The following is an 18064-nucleotide window of genomic DNA, read 5'->3' as shown; positions in this document are numbered from 1 at the left end:
AACTATTTCTTTTTTATAGCGTCTATTTTGGTAGTAAGTTTTGTTATTTCTGATGATAAGTTTTCTATCTGATTTTGAATTTTATTAAAATCAGATCTTGATGCATTTCGCCATTGATCAATTTGTACTTTCTCAGATATTTCGTCTCCAATTAAACTTATTTTATCTTGAATTTCATCTTGCAAATGAGTAAACTGTTTCTTCGGATCTTTTAACGTATCTCTAATTACTTTTGGACCAAAATCTTTAATAGTTTTCCACATAGAAAGACTTTTCTGAATAATATTTTCTTGTTCTTCAGTCGTTTTATGCTTGGTTGCTTCTTCTGTTAATTCGCTTAATTTTTGCTGCATAAAAAGCAATGCATCATTAAAATCAGAAAAACGTTTTTCATCACCATCTTGAATGTGAGAAATTTTACCACGCCATTGTAATTTAGATTCGCCATTTTCCTCAAAAATTTGTTGATTAAAACGAACCATAAAAGAGGCTGTTTGATCTTGTTTTTTTGTCATCACTTTAATTTTAACCTGGTTCTTTTTCAGAGCCAGTTTCATATTTTAATAAACCTTTAAAAGCATCATTTACATTATTGCCTTCATAAAGCACTTTGTAAATCTCTTTAGCTATTGGCATGTCAATTTTATAACGTTTAGCAAGTTCCATTACAACTTTTGCAGTTTTTACACCTTCTGCAATTTCATCCATTTCGTCAATAATTTGTTCTAAACTTTTACCTCTTCCTAATTGAAAGCCAACATGATGGTTTCTACTTTTAGAACTAGAACAAGTTGCAACTAAATCTCCCATTCCTGCTAAGCCAGCAAATGTGCTTTTTTTACCTCCCATGGCAATTCCTAATCGTGTAAGTTCTGCCAAACCTCTAGTTATAATTGCAGCACGTGTATTATCGCCAGCATTAGAACCATCACCCATTCCTGTCGCAATTGCATAAATATTTTTTAATGCTCCGCCTAATTCACACCCAATAACATCATCATTTGTGTACACGCGAAATAAACCCGAATTAAAAACAGGTTGTAAACTTTTTGCAATTGAATGATCTACCATTGCAATTACTGCAGCCGCAGCTTTTCCAAAATGAATTTCCTTGGCTAAATTAGGGCCTGTTAAAACTCCAATAGGATGTCCAGGCATTAATTCTTCAATTACTTCTGTCATTCGCATTTTTGTACTCATTTCTAAACCTTTTGCTAAATTTATTATTGGTACCCAAGGTCTAATATAAGGTTTTGCTTCTATTAAAACTTCCCGTAAACTTTGTGAAGGAACGCCCATAACAATAACATCTGCATTTTCTACAGTTTCTTTTATTGAAGTTGATGCTCTTAAAGTATCTGTTAATTTTGCGTTTGGTAAATATTTTTTATTAGTATGATGCTCGTTTATTTCATTTACTATTTCTTGGTTTCTTGCCCAAATAATAGTTGGGCTATTTTTTGCAGTTAAAGATGCAACAGTTGTTCCCCAAGAACCACCGCCTAATAAGCCAACTTTTAGTTTCATAATTTAAGTTTTATTAGTTTTCTAATTCCTTTAAAAATAAATTCCTTACATCATTTAAATATATATTTATATTTTTTGGTTTCCATTCAGAAGTATCAATTGGGTCTAAAATAACTACTTCAATGTGTGTAGGGTTAAACATTTTACTTCCTTTTGGCATTGCCATATATGCATTTTTAATAACAATTGGCACAATTGGTACGCCACCTTTCATTGCTAAATGAAAAGCACCTTTTTTAAATTCGCCTAAAGTTTTACTACCACTTCTAGTTCCTTCTGGAGCAATTGCAACAGAGGTTCCTTTTTTTAGAATTTCTGAAGCATTTTTCATTGATTCTAAAGCTTTCCTTTTGTTAGATCTGTCTATAAAAATTGCGCCCATTGCTTTAAATATTGGACCAAAAGGAGTTATTTCTAACTCTTTTTTTGCGATCCCAGTAACATCTTTTCTTAATAATTTTAAGATGATAAAAAAGTCTGCCGAAGATTGATGATTAAAACAAAAAACGGCCGGTCTGTGATCTTCTAAATTGTGTTTGTTTTTTACAACAATATCTAAACCTGCTAATCTAGTACCTAAATCGCCAATACTAGAAATAGTAGTGTTTATACCTTCTTTATGAGACATTGATAATGTTCCTTTAATAATTCCTTTTAATGCAGAAGGGTATAAACTTGAGGCAGCTAAGCCAGTTCTTAAACCGTTAACCAAAGGTATTTTTTTTGTTTCTTTAAAACGAAGAATTTTCCAATCATTTTCAAAAGCTAATTGTGATAATTTATGATCAGCGTTTGTCGCTATTGGTTTTCCTACAATTTCTAAAAGAGGATAATCGTCAATACTATCAGTATAGAAAAAACTTTTAGACAAATCAATATTATTTGCTTTTGCAAATTTTCTTCCAGCTCTTGCTTTTCCTTCTTGCCAACACATTTCTGAAATTACACCCGTAAATTTCCCTTTTCTAACTTCCATTTCTGTGCAGAAAATATCTTTTATGCCAAGCTCATTTGCAATTGGTGTTATTTGGTAGCGAGTTGCAGCAGAAATAATCACAACTTTATGTCCTTTTTCTATGTGTGTGGCTATTAAGTTTATGGCTTCAGGATAAATTGTATTTGCTAAATAATCATGATATACTTCTTCTCCTAAATCTATAAATTGTTTTTCTTTAATGCCTTTTACACCTAAAGCAGAAATTTTTGTAAGCATTTCAAAATCCCTATTTCCAGCAGCATACACTAAAACGGTTGCAAATTGAGAAAGCAATTCTTTGGCTGTAGATTTACCACTTAATAAACGTGTTTTTAAAAATTGTTTGGCAGAAAAATCATTAATTAATGTTTTGTCTAAATCAAAAAATGCAGCAATATGTGCGCCTTCTTCATCTTCTAAAACATCTTTAGAAACACTATCTAAATCTGCTCCCGGAACAGTTGCTGTTTCCCCATTTTTTTTGTTGATTAATTTCTTAGTATTTAGAATTTCTAGTTTTTGTAAAAAATGCAAACGTTCTGTAAGATTGTCTAGCAAATCCATCCAAATATCTAATTCTTTGGTGTCTATTTTTTTATCAACAGGAGTCAATTTACTGTTTTTTGCTAAACGTAAAGCACTAATTAAAAAAGGTTTGGATATACTATCTAATCTGCTTATTCTATTTTGCCAGTGTAATTCTTTTCCTTTAAAAAGACATAGTTCTATAAATTCATCTTCAGAAAAATCATCCTCTAAATCCCAAGAATGTAAAGTATGACAAACTACTTTTTTGGCTTCTAAATAAATTAATAATAATCCTTTAGAAACAAACAATTCTTGCCTAGAAAGTAAGCTGTTTATATCGCCTTTTGGGTCACTTATTATGGCTCTCCAGTTTTTATCAAACAACAATAACTCAGCTTCAATTTCGCTACTAAATTTAGGTTTGTTAGTGTAGAAAAACTCGAATTTAAAAAGATTTCTTAATCGCATTATTTCTGTCCAAAAAGAAAGAATTCTATCCGAAGATTCTTCATCTTTTATTTTAACCAAAGCCATTTCTATAAAGGCTCTGTGATACAGATGGACAGAAGCCATATTTGCATAATACGTTGCAGATAAAAATTCTGTTGGTGCTAAACTATATTGGGTTTTATAACCTGCTTTATTTTTTTGAATAATGCCTGAACTCTGCAATAAATTCAATGCTTTTTGTACGGATGCGGCTATGCTTTTACCTCGTTCAATTAAAACATCTTTTTTACGTTGTTCAATATAATTCATTAATTTAATGACACTAAATTCTATCTCACTTTTGGTCAATGAAAAGTTGTTTAGTAATACATTACAAACTAATGAAACTGTAGTTACAGGAGTAATCATGTTTGCTTTATGTATCAATTCAAAAGCAAAACGAGGCAAAGAATTAGTGTCTGAATAACTATCTTCTTCAATATCTGGAATGATGGCATTCTGATGTGCAGCAGCGTCTACAGGTTCGCCAAATCTTATGGCTGCTTTGCCATATTGATTTCCTAATTTTTTAAAATAATTGATGAAGGAACCAATATTTTCAGATTTTTTTGCAACACCTTTTCCTTCTTCTGTCATTTCTTTTACATCCGGAATTAAATCATACACAATAGAAACAGGAACATATTTTATGTTTCTTGTGCTTTCTTTTTCACCTTCCATAATGTATTTTAAAATCCCCATTTGTGGATATACAATCTTGCCTGTTCTAGAACGTGTACCTTCTATATTCCACGTTAAATGATCGCCATTTTCTATCAAACAAGAAATGTAATGCCTTAAAGCAGCTTTGTAAATTTGGTCTTCTTTAAAACTTCTTCGGATAAAAATTAAACCCGAGTTTTTTCCTAATTGTTTAAATCCAGGAACCGCTAAATTAATTCCTCCAAAAGTATACGGAATTGGCATTCCGTAACGCGCTAAAGTAGATACTAAAACAACAGTATCTAAATAGGTTTTGTGTGTTAAAATGAACGCAACTGAGTTTTGTCGCATTAATTTCATCAAACTTTTTATTTCTTTTGGATCAATATCTATTTTGTTATTATACGCTTTAGACATCATAAATTGAAACCCTTTTACAGATAACATATTTGCAATAGGATGTTGTTGCGAATATAATTCTGTAATACATTCTGCTCCTTTTTTTTGAATTTCAGAAAATAAAACTTTTTGCTCTTTAGCAATTGTTTTAAGGTTTTCTTGAAACTTCGGATGCTCTATAATGTTCTTTATGTGATGTTCCATAATTAACTAAAAAAGAGGTTCGTAAATTTTGATATTCCTTTTTGTTCCCAAAATTCAGGAAAAAATAAACTTTCTATTTTAGTTGTAATTCCCTTTGGTTTTTTGCCAGTAATATTTGTGTTTAAAGAATTGGCAACTGTTAATAAAACCGAAGCATTTGCGCCCATACCACAATGACTGCCAAAAACTTCGATATTGTTTATATCTTTTCTTAATGTTTCTGCTTCCATACAGTGTTTCCAAGGTAAAAGACCATCGGTTTTTGTATAAATACAAGTTACTGGTACATCCGGAATTTCTTCTAATTCTTTAATAAACTTATCGTTTCTTTCTCTTAGTTTTCGTCCTCTTAAAAATTCTAAAGACCTAACTAAAGGAGTTTTCATATTTTTAACGCCCCAAACAGGAGAACCAATTGTAATTAATTGTTCCACTTTTTCTGGATGTCTGTTGGCAATTATTTTAGCGAAAATACCACCGCCACTCCAGCCAACAAGACTTACTTTTTCTTGATGTTTTTCGTAAATTTCATCTAGTTTTTCTATCAATTTTGGCAATGATTTTGAGTTAATCATATTTACGCCTAAATCCCATTTGTAAGTTTTAAAACCTACGGATCTTAAATATTTTCTAACAAAAGCAGTAGAATTATCGTTGCCTAAATAAGGAGGCATCAGTAAAACGGGTTTGTTTTTGCTTGCTTTGTGTTTTGGTATAAATGGATAAACGCCAAACATTGAAACCCATTCTACAACAGATCTTGTTTCTAACAATACATTAAAGAGGGGAGGAGATTCTATTCTTTTGTTTATTTCATCAACCTTTTCTTTAAAGGTTTTTAAAACTTGATTCGCTATATCATTTGTTCCTTTTTTTGTGGCTTCAATTTTGCTAATTCTTTCTAAAACAATATTTAAAGTCACATAATCTCTGTCTGGTCCAAAATCTTCACAGACAGAAATACATTCATTTAATAAAGTATTTACTTCTTTTTTTATTAATTTACTTTCATCAATAAGGCCAACAATCATTTTTTCGAAAGGATGAAGTTCAAACTTTAAAATAACGATTTCTTTTGCTTTTTTTAAAGTCATGCCTTTAGACATTGCAACTTTTAAAGCAAGCTTTGTAAAAGATGTATAGAGTATTTTGTTATTTTCCATTTTTTAAATTTTAGCCTTCATTCTTTCTTTTAGCCAATTAATGACATCATGTTCAACTTCATCTTTATTTATTTCGTTTAACATTTCATGTCTGCCTCCTTCATACAAATTTAATGTAAGGTCTTTAATATCCGCTTTTTTGTAAGCATTTACCACTTTTATCACACCTTTTCCCATTTCACCAACAGGATCTTTATCACCAGAAAAAATTAAAATGGGTAAATCTTTTGGTGTGTTTTTAAAAGTTTTAGTTTCATTAACTTTTTTAGTTCCTTTTAAAATATCTCTAAAAACACTTAAAGAAAAATCTTCAATTCTTAACGGATCTGCTTCAAATAAATCTACTTGATGCTCATCGCTACTAATCCAGTCTACATTTGTTCTGTTGGGTTTAAATTTTTTATTAAATTGTGTAAAAAACAAATTTTTAAGTAATTCATTACTTCGGTGTTTGCCATTTAATTTTCCTAAAAATTTAGCGCTTATAAGTCCAAAAGAACCAATTCCTTTCATAAAACTTGCAGTTCCAGATAAAATTAAAGCATCTAAATCATCACCATATTTAGTAACATAATTTCTACTTAATAAAGAACCCATGCTGTGACCAAACAGAATTATTTTTTTATTCGGATGTTCTTTTTTGATGATTTCTGTAAGTTGACGCATATCATTTAAAGCATCTAAAAAATAATCATCGCCATCATAATACCCTAAATAATCATGGTTTTTTACTGATTTACCATGAATTCTATGATCGTTTGCATACACTTCATAACCTTCATTTTGTAATGTTGTTGCAAAGTGTTGATATCTACCTGCATGTTCGCCAACTCCATGAGAAATTTGTACAATTCCTTTTAAAGTACTGTTTTTTTTTGATGGCCATTTGTAATAAAAAATGGTTTTATCATCAATCGTTCTATATGTGTTGGTACTAAAACTCATTAATTTTTTTCTAAAAATTCAGAAAGTATTTGTGAGAATTTATCAATATTCTTTTTTGTACCAGTAAAAAATAATCTTTCTTGAATAATGGCTTCTTCTAATAATAAATTCTTTTTATGAAGATTGATGAGGTAATTGTCATCAATTATAATTTTTACAGAAGGTTTTGCTGTTTTTTTCTTTTTTACAGAAACGGTTTCTTTTAAAACTGCTAGTTGATAGTTAATTTCTGATTCACCTAAATTTAGATGAAAATCATACAAACCAATTATTTGTTCTCTTAGATTTTTATCAGCAATTAAATACTTTTTAAATGCGGTAAAAAATACTGAGCTTTTAATTTTTTTTACTTTTTCAACAGTTTTTTGTTTTTCTTTTGTTAAAATAAGTGCTTCTAGTTCATTTGCAGATTCTCTAATATATCTAGAAAATTTATCGGCATCTGGCATTGTTTTAGCATCAGAAGTTGTTGTTATAGAAACTAAACCATTGTAACTAAACGCGGCTATAATCAAACCAAAACCATCTAAAACGGGTGCTAAGCCAAAAATTCCTACCACTTTATGGCCTTTTAAATAAAGCGGATTTTGTGGGCCAGGAACATTGGTAATAGTAACATTAAATGGCGGTCTATGGAATTCTTTAATATTGTATTTGCTATACAAACTTGCCGCTAAATTTGCCAACCCAAAAGGCATAGCATCTGCCATTTTAGAAAGTGTTTTAGCGCCAACAGCTTTGTGTTTAGATTTTCCTAAACTAGTTTGCTCTTGTATAAAATCTAAGCGGTCTAAAGGGTTTTTAATATGTGTACCAATTTTAATGAACATATTAGAAATCTGATTATTCATTTTTTGTTCTTCGCCTTTTGTGCGAATAGAAATAGGAACATTTGCAACCAAAGGTTGTACTGGTAATTTTTCTTTTTCTTCTAAATAACGTCTAATTGCACCAGCACAAATTGCTAAAATTAAATCGTTAACACTAACATCTATAATTTTGCGAAGTTTGTTTATTCTGTCGAAAGCTAAAATAGCTGTTCCCCAAGTTCTTTTAGGAGAAACACATTCATTAAAAATAGTTTTTGGAGTAGAGTAAGAGCTTTTAAACGAAGTTCTTTTTACTCTTAATTGATTATTCATTTTTACTTTAAGGAAAGAAAATGCAGTTTCACCAATTAATTTAGGAACTTTAAACGGGTTTTTAAAAAAACTATAGGAACTTTTTATTAATAAACTAATTTCATCTGGTAAAGGTTCTGGTTCAAAAGGTTTAGGAGATGAAGGCTTTTTTTCTTTCTCTTCTTTGTTTTTATCAAATAAAATACTCATTAATCCAACTCCAGAGCTTCCATCTATCATTACATGATGTATTTTAGACAAAATTGCAATAGAACCTTTTGGTACTTGTGCAACTTCGTCTAAGCCTTCTATAAAATCAATAGACCACAAAGGTTTTCTTAAATCTAAAGGGCTGCTAAAAAAGAAGAAGTCATTTCTCTTAAAGTTTTCCAGTTTGCAGGATTTGGAAGTTTTAATCTATTGATGTGTAAATCGATGTCAAAATTAGGATCATCTACCCAATAAGGATAGTCTAAATTCATTGGTACATTTAAAAGCCTTTTTCTAAACTTTGGAATTAAATGCAGTTTTGAGGCTACTATTTCTTTAAAATCATTGAATTCTATGGAACCTTCTACTATAGTTAAAGTTGCAACATGCATAGTGCTAGTTGGAGATTCTGCATATAAAAACGTTGCGTCTTGTCCAGATATTTGTTGCATAGAACTATCTAAAACTTCTTGTAAAAGATCTTTAATTACCTTTTTAGCCATGTTTCTATGATTTTATGTTAGAATTAGTGTAAAAATTAAGGATAAAATAATTTTTATCTTAAAATTTTCACAACTCTGCAAGATAAAGAATTTTGAGCAGATTTTCTAATTTGAAAGTAGTAGAATTAAGAGGTTATTCTATAAAAAAAAGTCTCAAAAAATAATTTTTTGAGACTTTTAATATTTGAGCCGATGGAGGGACTCGAACCCACGACCTGCTGATTACAAATCAGCTGCTCTAGCCAGCTGAGCTACATCGGCTTTTATTTTGAGTGCGCAAATTAAATACTAAAATTAATATCTAGCAAGATAAAAATGATTTTTTTTCAATCAAATAAAATTAAAATTTTTGTAGAGCTGTTTTGTAGGTTTTTAAACAACGTTCTCTTGCCATTTTATGTTCTACAATTTGCGTAGAATACGTGAGTTCTTGAAACTCTGGAACCCATTTTTTGATATATTCTAAGTTTTTATCAAACTTTAAAATCTGAGTTGTTGGATTAAAAATTCTAAAATATGGCGATGCATCAACACCAGTACCAGCAACCCATTGCCAATTACCAATATTACTTGATTGCTCATAATCGTGCAATTTTTCTGCAAAATAAGCTTCACCCCATCTCCAATCTATCAATAAATGTTTGCATAAAAAACTACCAACTAACATTCTAACTCTGTTATGCATAAAACCTGTTTGGTTTAATTCTCTCATACCTGCATCAACTAGTGGGTAGCCTGTTTCTCCTTTGCACCAAGCATTAAATTCATCTTCGTTATTTCGCCATAAAATGCGGTCGTATTGCGGTTTAAAACTATCTTTTACTGTGTGTGGAAAATGCCATAGAATTTGCATAAAAAATTCGCGCCAAATTAATTCTTTTAAGAAAGTAATATTGTTGCTTTTTGAAGCTTTTTCAACCATTTTTCTGATGCTCACTGTTCCGAAACGTAAATGAGTTCCTAGTTTTGAAGTACTGTTTTTTGCAGGGAAATTTCTAGTTTCTTCGTAGCTATCAATTAAACTATCGTTTATTTTATAGGATTCAACTTTTATAGAGGATTTTGTAAACCCAATATCTTTTAATGATAAAAATTGATGAGTTTCACTTTTGATGAAATTTTCTAACTTTTCATCCGAAGGAAAAAACTGAATTCCTTTTGAGTGAAAAGCTTCCAGCCATTTTTTAGAGTACGGAGTGTACACTTTATAAGGAGTTCCGTCTTTTTTTACAATTTCATTTCTTTCAAAAATTACTTGGTCTTTAAATGTTTTAAAAATGATGTTTTTTGACGCTAAAAAATCTTTAATTTCTAAATCTCTTTTTAGTGCATAAGGCTCATAATCATGATTTGTAAAAACAGTATTAATTATATATTTTTCTGATAAATCTTTAAAAATATCCATCGGTTTTCCATGAAATACAGAAAGTCCGCTATTTATTTCTAAAAGTTGTTGGTTAATGTTTTTTAATTCCTGATGAATAAATGAAACACGTGCATCCTCTTTTGGTAGTTTTTTAAGAATATCTTCATCAAAAATAAAAATAGGAAGTACTTTTTTATCCGAAGAAAGCGCGTGAAATAAACCACAATTATCATCTAAACGTAAATCTCTTCTAAACCAAAAAATGTTAATTGTTGTTTTCATGTATTTTATAGATTTTAGTGATTTATTTATGCTCCCCAAAAAGTTCAATCAACTTTTTTTGTCTGTAAGCAAAGATTTCTTCTAGTTTTGGTTTTACTAAAAAAGGATGAATTAATTGCCCTAAAAATCCCATAGGAACTTTGTAATCAATAATATCTTCCATTTCTACGCCGCCATCAATTTCTTTAATAAAATGTTTGTGATGCCATAAAGCATAAGGTCCAAAACGTTGTTCATCTACAAAATAATTCAAGTCTTTTACATGTGTAATTTCGGTTACCCATTTGGTTTTTATTCCAAAAATTGGAGTAACAATATATTGAATTATTTGACCTGCAAACATTGGTTTTTCTGCTCCAGAAAGAATATCAAAACTCATATAATCTGGCGTAATTGTCTTTAAGTTTTTTGGACTTGATAAAAACTTCCAAGCTTTTTCTAAAGTTATTGGTAGTTTCTGTTTTCTGTGGAAAGTGTAAATTTTCATTTTAATTATGGATTAAAACATAAAGATTTAATGAGGTTGCAATACATAACCAAATCATGTAAGGCACTAATAAAAATTTATAATTGTTCGTTTTATTGCTTAGTTTAAAGAAGTAATAAAATAGGAGAGAAGTTAATAAAACAATAGTTATCAAACCAAATAATACCAAGTGTTGATTGAAGAAAATATAGTTCCAACTTACGTTTAAAATAAACTGAAATAGAAAAACGAGTTTTAATTTTTGAGAATTATCTTCTATAAATAATTTCCCTAAATAGATAGAAAAACAAATCATAATTAATGTCCAAGCAACACCAAAAACCCAACCTGGAGGTGTCCAAGGAGCTTGATTTAAATTTGTATACCATTCGGTTAAAGGTCCATTATTCATTAACCAACTTCCAATGGCTAAGCCTCCAAAATTGATGAATAAAAATAAGATGGTTAATTTAAATTGTTTCATTATTTAGCTTGAATTTTTTCTATTTTTTTAAGAATAGCATCTGCTTCAAAATATTTTTGATCGCTATCACTTCTATTTATAGATTGTAATTTAAAACCTTCTTCCATTAATTTCTTATAAGAATCTTGTAGTTTTTCAACTTCAGATTTCTTTTTAAATAAATTAAACATGATTTTTATTTTAAGTGTTTGGTAATTTTTTTGCTTAAAGGTTTTGTGATAGAAAAGTAATAATCAATCAATTTACCCTCTTTATCAACAAGGTATTTTTGAAAATTCCATTTTACAGAAGAACTCTTTTTACCATTCATTTTTTTTGATGTAAGCCAAGTATATAATGGATGTTGATTTTCTCCTCTTACATCAATTTTTTCTGTCATCAAAAACGAAACACCATAATTTACTTGACAAAATTCAGTAATTTCATCGGCTTTACCTGGTTCTTGTTTTCCAAATTGATTACAAGGAACGCCAATAACAATTAAGTTGTCTTTGTACGTTTTACTTAAAGTTTCTAAATCTTTATATTGTGGTGTAAAGCCGCATTTAGAAGCAACATTTACAAAAAGTATATATTTGTTTTTAAAGTCTAAGAGTTTGATAGGTTTACCTTGTAAACTATCAATTTTTATATCGTAAAGATTCATTAGTAAGAGTAATTAGGTTAAATTTTAAAGCTTACAATTCCGCAATCGAGTTCAAAAATTTGACCAGAAATTGATTTTGCTTTATCAGAAATTAAAAAAGTTGCCATGTCTGCAACTTCCTCTGGATTCAAGAATTTTTTAAGCGGATGACGTTCTTTAATGCTTTCTATCATTCTGTCATTTCTTAAAAGTTTTGCAGCTAAATCTGTATCTGTAACAGTTGGTGCAATTGCATTTACTCTAATTGTTGGTGCTAATTCTGCGCCTAAAGATTTTGTTAAACCTTCTACAGCAGATTTTGCAGCAGCAACACTTGCATGAAACGGCATGCCTAATTTTGCAGCAACTGTACTAAATAATAAAATTGAAGGATTTGTGCCTTTTTTTAGAGCAGGCAAAAAGTGCTGAATTGCTTTTACAGCAGCAACAACATTAATTTCAAAATCAGTCCTAAAATCTTCTAGTTTTAACCTAGAAATAGGTTTTAAATTGATGCTACCTGGACAAAAAATAAGAGTATCTATTTGGTCAGTTTTAGGTAACTCATCAGTAAGAATATTGCAAGAAAAATGAGTAAGATTATTATGAGAAAGTAGAGGTACAGACCTACTTATATTAATTACTTGGTTTTTATCAACCAAAGATTTAATAATTGCTTTTCCAATTCCTTTACTTCCTCCAATTACTACTATTTTCTTCATTTGCTTTTAAGGTCTTCCTTTCAAGCGCTTTTCTATCTTTTGTTTTACAGCAGTTAAGCGCTTCATTAGATCCATCATTTCTGGATCTTTTTCTGATTTATAAACTTCATTAAGCTCTAAAATAAGTGCTTTTACTTCTCTAGATGCTAAAATTCTGTCGCTAGTTGTTTTAAATGAGAATTTTCTGTTCTCAAATTCTATAGCTCTTTCAATTAAATTCATTTCTTGTTTTTTCCTAAATTTTACTAATTTGTGAATATAATTATAAAAGTTAGAAAAGCAAGAAAAAAATTAATTTTTTAAGCCGCCGTTAAAGGTTTTCCTTTTAAACGTTTCTCAATTCGTTGTTTTATAGCGGTTAAACGCTTCATGATGTCCATTATTTTTTTGTCTTTATTTTCTTTATAAAGCTCATTTAAACTTAATATTAATGATTTTGCTTCTCTAGCAGCCAAAATTCTGTCGCTAGTTGTAGGAAATCTCATTTTTCTATTCTCGAACTCTAGTGCTTTTTTAATTATATCCATTATTTAATATTTTAAAGTGTTTTGTAATTCTGCTATTTTTTCTGATGAGTTAAAATCGCCACCAAAATATGAAGTTACTGTAGATGATGTGTCGTCTTTTATACCTCTAGATGACACACATAAATGTTTAGCATCTATAATAACAGCAACGTTTTCTGTTTGTAAAATTGTTTTTAATTCTTCTGCAATTTGGTTTGTTAAACGCTCTTGTACTTGTGGTCTTTTTGCAAAATATTGTACAATTCTATTTAATTTTGATAAACCTATTATTTTTCCTGATGAAATATATGCAACATGTGCTTTACCAATAATGGGCACAAAGTGATGCTCGCAATTTGAGTAGAAAGAAATGTTCTTTTCTACCAACATTTGGTTGTATTGATACTTATTATCAAACAAGGCAACTTTTGGTTTATTTGCAGGATTTAATCCAGAGAAAATTTCATCAATATACATTTTTGCAACTCTTTTAGGCGTTCCTTGTAGAGAATCATCAGTTAAATCTAAACCCATAACATTCATAATTTCAGAAAAAAGGGAAGCTATTTTTTCTTTCTTTTCTTCATCAGAAATAGCAAAAGCGTTTGGTTTCATTGGGGTTTCTAAACCTGTGTATAAATGGTCGTCTCCAATTTCTTCAAAAGAAAATCCATTTAACTTTTGCTCTAATTCTTTTTCTTTAAGTGTTACTTCTGTAATCATTTTATTGTCTTTTTAATGTGCTGTCTTTAAGTACCCTAAACTTATAAGCAAAGCACGATTTATCTTTTTGATATAGAGTTATTTGTAATTGTTCGTTGTCTTGAGCATTTAAATCTACCTTTTTTAAATACTCTTAGTTTGTCGTGTTTAGTTTTTCTTTCTTGCACTCTTTGTCTCCAATTTTTAAAGCTTTTTAGCTTTAATTCTCTTCTCATTAAATCTATAACATCTTGTTCTTTTAAACCAAATTGAAATTGTATTGCTTCAAAAGTTGTCCTGTCTTCCCAAGCCATTTCTATAATTCGGTCAATTGCTATACTATCTAATTGCATTAATGATTCTATTTATATTATTAACAAAAAGAATAGTTTTCTTTTTTTTTATGTGTTGTGTTCTAAAGTTTAGTCAAATCTACAAAAATGTTTAACATTAATTATTAAATGTTAAACAAAAATAATGATGCAGCTATAAGGATTCCTTATAATTAACAATTTTGAGTTATTATTTGATCAAAAAGAATAATTGCCTTTGTACTGACACAAGTCATTTTAAAAATGCTTATAATTCTTAATCTTTGATACTTAATGTAAAAAAGATAAAATCATGGAAACAAAAATTTTATATAATTCGAATATGCATTTTGAGCATGTACTATGGAAACGTGAACTTGACTTTTGGATTGATGAGTTAAAAACATTTAATAACAGATTGAGTGAGCTTGTAACAAGATGGACTGATAAAAATGTGCTTGCACGATTAGAACATTATCAAAATGAATTTATTCTTCATGGAGGTGTAATTGAAGATTTACAAGAAGCTATTGAAGAACATGAAATGCGTATTGCAGGACAAAGTGAATCTGGATTTAATGCGATAGATACTAAATTAGCAAGAAAACATGTTGAATTTAGAAATCGCATAGAAACTGAAAGAGAGATTTATGCAGATCTTAAAAAAAAGTTTTTTAGATTTTTAGAAGAGTATATGTAAAATTAGCATTACTTATGGCAAGCATAAAACTTTTGAATAAGAAGCAAATTATAAGGTATCATAAACTTTTTGGTATACTCACAAAGTATGGTTTTGAAGATATTATGGCTCATAATAAGCTTAAGAAATTAGTTCCTAAAAGTTATCTCACAAATCATCCAGATGCTCAAAAACTACTCTCGTTTACAAAGTTTGAAAGAATAAGAATGGTTTTAGAAGAGCTTGGGCCAACGTATGTTAAACTTGGTCAGATTTTTAGTAATAGAGATGATATGCTGCCGCCAGATTTAATTAAAGAATTGGCAAAATTGCAAGACCATGTACCTGAACTTAAAAATTTTAATGTAAATGAAGTTGTAGAAAAGGAGCTTGGAATTTCTATTTCAGAACATTTTATATCTATAAATCCAAAACCAATTGCTGCTGCCTCATTGGCGCAAGTGCATAAAGCAAAATTACTAACAGGTGAAAATGTAGTTTTAAAAATTCAAAGACCAGATATTCAAGAAGTAATTGAATCAGATATTTTGGTAATGAAACAAGTTGCTAAGACTTTGCAAAAATATAGTAGTCAAGCTAAAGCATTTCAACCAATGCTAATTGTTACATCGTTTGAAAAAAGCATAAGGGAAGAACTTCAGTTTTTAAAAGAAGTTGGTAATATGGAAAGATTTACCAAAAATTTTGAAGGTAATGAAGCTATTTATGTTCCAAAAGCTTATAGAAATTTGTGTACAGATAAACTTATCTGTATGGAGTTTATCACTGGTGTAAAAGTATCAGAAATAGCAACTTTAAACTCCTTAAATATAAATCCTGTTAAAGTAGCAAAAGTTGGTGTAGATTTATATTTGCAACAAGTAATAGAGTATGGTTTTTTTCATGCAGATCCACATCCAGGAAACATTTTTGTCTTAACAGAAAATCAACAAATTTGTTTTATAGATTTTGGAATGATGGGAAGCATTATGCCAAATGATAAAGAGGCTTTAAGTAATCTTTTAATCTATTTTTTAAAAAAAGATGTTCAGAAAATTATTACCGTACTAGAAAGGGTAGCTGTAAAAGTTGAGGTTTCTGATTATAAAAAATTAAAGTATGATTTATATGAATTAGTAGAAGGATTTAGTGATACCTCTCTTCAGGATATTAAATTAAGTACTATTCTTACTCAGTTTAAAACTATTTTATATGAGAACAAAATAACGCTACCACATTATTTGTATATGCTTATAAGAGCTTTGATAATTATTGAAGGTGTTGGTCTTAAATTAGATCCTGCTTTTAGTATTACAGATAATTTACAACCCTACACTTCTAAAATTACGAAAAAGCGTTTTAGTATTAAAAGATTATTTAAAAAGAACCTAAATCGGTTACAAGATATTAGTGATCTGATAGAAGTATTACCTAATGATATTAATACAATTTTAAAGAAAATAAAAGAAGGTAAATTAGTTATTGTTCATGAGCATAAAGGACTTAACGAATTTCAGGAAACAATAAATAAATCTGTTAATCGATTGGTTTTTGCTGTTATAATAGCTGCTTTGTCTATAGGGTCTTCCATTTTAGTAATTGCAAAAATGCCTCCTTTGGTAAATGGCATACCGTTATTAGGAGCTATTGGGTTTTTATTATCAGCAATATTGGGTTTTTATATTCTGATTTCTATTTTCAGAAATAATCAATTTAAAAATTGATTCACATTAAATTGAAATAAATTTATGGATGCATTTCAAGGAGTAATTAAATTTGTAGACCCTTACATTTTAGGCGTATTAATAAGTTTGGGAATAGGACTTATAATTGGTCTGGAAAGAGAATATGACAAACTAAAAGAAGAGAAAGGTATTGCCGGAATTAGAACTTTTCCAATAGTTACCATTCTTGGTTTTTCATTAGGTATTCTTACAAAAACATTTACTGTTTGGCTATTGATTATTGGTTTAGGAGCTTTTATTTTATTTTTAGCCTCCAATCATTTTTCTCAGAAACAAGAAGAATATGGTCATGGTTTAACTACAAACTTGGCCTTAATTGCAACTTTTGTTTTAGGTACAATGGTTTCATCTCAATTTTATAGAGATGCAGTAGCAACAGCAGTTATTATAGTAACATTACTTTCTCTTAAAACCAGATTTCGTTCGGTTATTAGCAATATTACATCCGAAGAACTTTTTGCATTTATAAAGTTTTCCATAATTGCTTTGTTGATATTACCTTTTCTACCAAACAAAACCTATGGTGCAGACAAATTAATAAATCCTTTTGAAATTGGTTCCATTGTAGTTATTGTCTCTTTTTTAAATTTTATAGGCTATTTTTTAGTGAAATTTGTAGGTTCTAAAAGAGGAATTATTCTTACGGCAATTCTTGGCGGATTAATTTCAAGTACAGCAGTTGCTTGGAATTATGCATCAAGAAGTAAGGAATTTCCAGAGCTTTCTAAAAAATACAGTGCAGGAATCATTATAGCTTCAGCAATTATGTTTCCAAGACTTGCTTTATTGGCTTATATTTTTAATACTGATATTTTAAAATATTTGGCAATTCCATTTGGTATCTTAACAATAGTATGTGTTATCGCTACTTTAATATTGATGAGAAGAGATGATAATAAACCAGACACCAAAATTAAATTAGGCAATCCTTTAAATATTTTAAATGCTATTGGATTTGGTTTTATTTATGTAATTATTCTTTTTGCTGTTTTTTATAGCAATCAGTTTTTTGGAGAAAGTGGTTTATATTATTCTGCTTTAATTGCAGGTTTGGCAGATACAGATGCTATAACTATAAGTATGTCAAAATTTTCTTTAGATGGCGAAAATTTACAACTGGCATCATCAGTAATAATTGCTGCTACTATTAGTAATATGTTAGTAAAATTAATAATTACATTATTTAAAGGGTCTACATCTGCAAAGAAAATAATTGGCTGTGCGTTTGGGTCTGTTATTTTAATCGGAATTATTTATATTCTTCTTAATTAAGGGTACTAATTAACCTAATTTCTTCTCATTTCTTTTTTTGTTTCTGTAGAATGAAAAAATATTTTTATCAGATTGACCTAAGTCAGTGTGCTCTTTTCTATAACTCTTTAATTTTGATGTGTAATTACTTATTTACTATTAAGTAATCTTACTATTAGACGGATTTTAAAAATAAA

General features: G+C 29.2%; 20 protein-coding genes and 1 tRNA gene. 3 read left to right on the top strand and 18 right to left on the bottom strand.

The genetic code is table 11. From position 1 onward, the window contains the following. Window positions 1-2: 2 nt before the first annotated feature. The 18 genes from BLT70_RS11885 to BLT70_RS11810 form a co-directional block, all read right to left on the bottom strand. Window positions 3-515 carry a hypothetical protein gene (locus tag BLT70_RS11885; protein ID WP_091894685.1) on the bottom strand — a complete coding sequence of 171 codons (513 nt, stop codon included), beginning with the start codon at window positions 513-515 and terminating at the stop codon, window positions 3-5. A 10-nt stretch (window positions 516-525) separates the two neighbouring features. After that, window positions 526-1527 carry an NAD(P)H-dependent glycerol-3-phosphate dehydrogenase gene (locus BLT70_RS11880; protein ID WP_091894683.1) on the bottom strand — a complete coding sequence of 334 codons (1002 nt, stop codon included), beginning with the start codon at window positions 1525-1527 and terminating at the stop codon, window positions 526-528. A gap of 13 nt (window positions 1528-1540) precedes the next feature. Then, complete coding sequence (locus BLT70_RS11875) at window positions 1541-4786, bottom strand: HAD-IB family hydrolase (protein WP_091894681.1); 3246 nt, start codon at window positions 4784-4786, stop codon at window positions 1541-1543. 2 nt (window positions 4787-4788) lie between these two features. After that, window positions 4789-5949: an alpha/beta fold hydrolase gene (locus tag BLT70_RS11870; RefSeq protein ID WP_091894679.1), complete on the bottom strand. Its 1161-nt coding sequence runs from the start codon at window positions 5947-5949 to the stop codon at window positions 4789-4791. Window positions 5950-5952: 3 nt separating this feature from the next. Next, window positions 5953-6894: an alpha/beta hydrolase gene (locus BLT70_RS11865; protein ID WP_091894678.1), complete on the bottom strand. Its 942-nt coding sequence runs from the start codon at window positions 6892-6894 to the stop codon at window positions 5953-5955. Continuing rightward, window positions 6894-8345, bottom strand: coding sequence for a WS/DGAT domain-containing protein (locus BLT70_RS17480; protein ID WP_197678363.1), 1452 nt, complete (start codon window positions 8343-8345; stop codon window positions 6894-6896). Before BLT70_RS17480 ends, BLT70_RS11865 begins: the two co-directional genes overlap by 1 nt. 14 nt (window positions 8346-8359) lie before the next feature. Further along, complete coding sequence (locus BLT70_RS17475) at window positions 8360-8728, bottom strand: wax ester/triacylglycerol synthase domain-containing protein (RefSeq protein WP_197678362.1); 369 nt, start codon at window positions 8726-8728, stop codon at window positions 8360-8362. A 187-nt stretch (window positions 8729-8915) separates the two neighbouring features. After that, window positions 8916-8989: transfer RNA gene (locus BLT70_RS11855), tRNA-Thr, on the bottom strand. A gap of 79 nt (window positions 8990-9068) precedes the next feature. Then, the gene (locus tag BLT70_RS11850) at window positions 9069-10376 is read right to left on the bottom strand and encodes a deoxyribodipyrimidine photo-lyase (protein ID WP_091897652.1); all 1308 of its coding nucleotides are present in this window, start codon (window positions 10374-10376) and stop codon (window positions 9069-9071) included. A 22-nt stretch (window positions 10377-10398) separates the two neighbouring features. Next, complete coding sequence (locus BLT70_RS11845) at window positions 10399-10863, bottom strand: SRPBCC family protein (RefSeq protein ID WP_091894676.1); 465 nt, start codon at window positions 10861-10863, stop codon at window positions 10399-10401. Window position 10864: 1 nt separating this feature from the next. Beyond that, window positions 10865-11326, bottom strand: a complete 462-nt coding sequence (locus BLT70_RS11840) for a TspO/MBR family protein (RefSeq protein ID WP_091894674.1) — start codon at window positions 11324-11326, stop codon at window positions 10865-10867. Then, on the bottom strand, window positions 11326-11496 hold the full coding sequence (locus tag BLT70_RS17170; protein ID WP_157691899.1) for a Lacal_2735 family protein: 171 nt from the start codon (window positions 11494-11496) through the stop codon (window positions 11326-11328). Before BLT70_RS17170 ends, BLT70_RS11840 begins: the two co-directional genes overlap by 1 nt. 5 nt (window positions 11497-11501) lie before the next feature. After that, a complete protein-coding gene (locus BLT70_RS11835) occupies window positions 11502-11972 on the bottom strand; it encodes a glutathione peroxidase (RefSeq protein ID WP_091894672.1) in 471 nt (156 codons plus the stop codon). A 17-nt stretch (window positions 11973-11989) separates the two neighbouring features. Next, window positions 11990-12673, bottom strand: coding sequence for an SDR family NAD(P)-dependent oxidoreductase (locus BLT70_RS11830; RefSeq protein ID WP_091894670.1), 684 nt, complete (start codon window positions 12671-12673; stop codon window positions 11990-11992). A 6-nt stretch (window positions 12674-12679) separates the two neighbouring features. Continuing rightward, entirely contained in the window at window positions 12680-12895 is a 216-nt protein-coding gene (locus tag BLT70_RS11825) for a hypothetical protein (RefSeq protein ID WP_091894668.1), read from the bottom strand. Between the two features lie 77 nt (window positions 12896-12972). After that, window positions 12973-13200, bottom strand: a complete 228-nt coding sequence (locus BLT70_RS11820; protein WP_091894666.1) for a hypothetical protein — start codon at window positions 13198-13200, stop codon at window positions 12973-12975. Window positions 13201-13203: 3 nt separating this feature from the next. Next, on the bottom strand, window positions 13204-13902 hold the full coding sequence (gene folE, locus BLT70_RS11815) for a GTP cyclohydrolase I FolE (RefSeq protein WP_091894664.1): 699 nt from the start codon (window positions 13900-13902) through the stop codon (window positions 13204-13206). A gap of 59 nt (window positions 13903-13961) precedes the next feature. Further along, entirely contained in the window at window positions 13962-14234 is a 273-nt protein-coding gene (locus BLT70_RS11810; RefSeq protein WP_091894662.1) for a TIGR03643 family protein, read from the bottom strand. A gap of 271 nt (window positions 14235-14505) precedes the next feature. Here BLT70_RS11810 and BLT70_RS11805 point away from each other — a divergent pair, with 271 nt between their 5' ends. The 3 genes from BLT70_RS11805 to BLT70_RS11795 are packed head-to-tail and all read left to right on the top strand — an operon-like array spanning window position 14506 to window position 17888. Further along, window positions 14506-14892 (top strand): hypothetical protein, encoded by a 387-nt coding sequence (locus tag BLT70_RS11805; RefSeq protein WP_091894660.1) that lies wholly within the window; start codon window positions 14506-14508, stop codon window positions 14890-14892. 14 nt (window positions 14893-14906) lie between these two features. Next, the gene (locus tag BLT70_RS11800; protein ID WP_091894659.1) at window positions 14907-16595 is read left to right on the top strand and encodes an AarF/ABC1/UbiB kinase family protein; all 1689 of its coding nucleotides are present in this window, start codon (window positions 14907-14909) and stop codon (window positions 16593-16595) included. Window positions 16596-16619: 24 nt separating this feature from the next. Further along, a complete protein-coding gene (locus BLT70_RS11795) occupies window positions 16620-17888 on the top strand; it encodes an MgtC/SapB family protein (protein ID WP_091894657.1) in 1269 nt (422 codons plus the stop codon). The last annotated feature ends 176 nt before the right edge of the window (window positions 17889-18064 follow it).

The organism is Polaribacter sp. KT25b (assembly GCF_900105145.1).
Taxonomy (GTDB): domain Bacteria; phylum Bacteroidota; class Bacteroidia; order Flavobacteriales; family Flavobacteriaceae; genus Polaribacter.
This window is presented reverse-complemented; position numbering and strand designations above follow the sequence as displayed.

Coding starts and splice junctions, on each gene's coding strand:
- BLT70_RS11885 (WP_091894685.1), bottom strand. CDS start 515: ATGACAAAAAAACAAGATCAAACAGCCTCTTTTATGGTTCGTTTTAAT.
- BLT70_RS11880 (WP_091894683.1), bottom strand. CDS start 1,527: ATGAAACTAAAAGTTGGCTTATTAGGCGGTGGTTCTTGGGGAACAACT.
- BLT70_RS11875 (WP_091894681.1), bottom strand. CDS start 4,786: ATGGAACATCACATAAAGAACATTATAGAGCATCCGAAGTTTCAAGAA.
- BLT70_RS11870 (WP_091894679.1), bottom strand. CDS start 5,949: ATGGAAAATAACAAAATACTCTATACATCTTTTACAAAGCTTGCTTTA.
- BLT70_RS11865 (WP_091894678.1), bottom strand. CDS start 6,894: ATGAGTTTTAGTACCAACACATATAGAACGATTGATGATAAAACCATT.
- BLT70_RS17475 (WP_197678362.1), bottom strand. CDS start 8,728: ATGGCTAAAAAGGTAATTAAAGATCTTTTACAAGAAGTTTTAGATAGT.
- BLT70_RS11850 (WP_091897652.1), bottom strand. CDS start 10,376: ATGAAAACAACAATTAACATTTTTTGGTTTAGAAGAGATTTACGTTTA.
- BLT70_RS11845 (WP_091894676.1), bottom strand. CDS start 10,863: ATGAAAATTTACACTTTCCACAGAAAACAGAAACTACCAATAACTTTA.
- BLT70_RS11840 (WP_091894674.1), bottom strand. CDS start 11,326: ATGAAACAATTTAAATTAACCATCTTATTTTTATTCATCAATTTTGGA.
- BLT70_RS17170 (WP_157691899.1), bottom strand. CDS start 11,496: ATGTTTAATTTATTTAAAAAGAAATCTGAAGTTGAAAAACTACAAGAT.
- BLT70_RS11835 (WP_091894672.1), bottom strand. CDS start 11,972: ATGAATCTTTACGATATAAAAATTGATAGTTTACAAGGTAAACCTATC.
- BLT70_RS11830 (WP_091894670.1), bottom strand. CDS start 12,673: ATGAAGAAAATAGTAGTAATTGGAGGAAGTAAAGGAATTGGAAAAGCA.
- BLT70_RS11825 (WP_091894668.1), bottom strand. CDS start 12,895: ATGAATTTAATTGAAAGAGCTATAGAATTTGAGAACAGAAAATTCTCA.
- BLT70_RS11820 (WP_091894666.1), bottom strand. CDS start 13,200: ATGGATATAATTAAAAAAGCACTAGAGTTCGAGAATAGAAAAATGAGA.
- folE (WP_091894664.1), bottom strand. CDS start 13,902: ATGATTACAGAAGTAACACTTAAAGAAAAAGAATTAGAGCAAAAGTTA.
- BLT70_RS11810 (WP_091894662.1), bottom strand. CDS start 14,234: ATGCAATTAGATAGTATAGCAATTGACCGAATTATAGAAATGGCTTGG.
- BLT70_RS11805 (WP_091894660.1), top strand. CDS start 14,506: ATGGAAACAAAAATTTTATATAATTCGAATATGCATTTTGAGCATGTA.
- BLT70_RS11800 (WP_091894659.1), top strand. CDS start 14,907: ATGGCAAGCATAAAACTTTTGAATAAGAAGCAAATTATAAGGTATCAT.
- BLT70_RS11795 (WP_091894657.1), top strand. CDS start 16,620: ATGGATGCATTTCAAGGAGTAATTAAATTTGTAGACCCTTACATTTTA.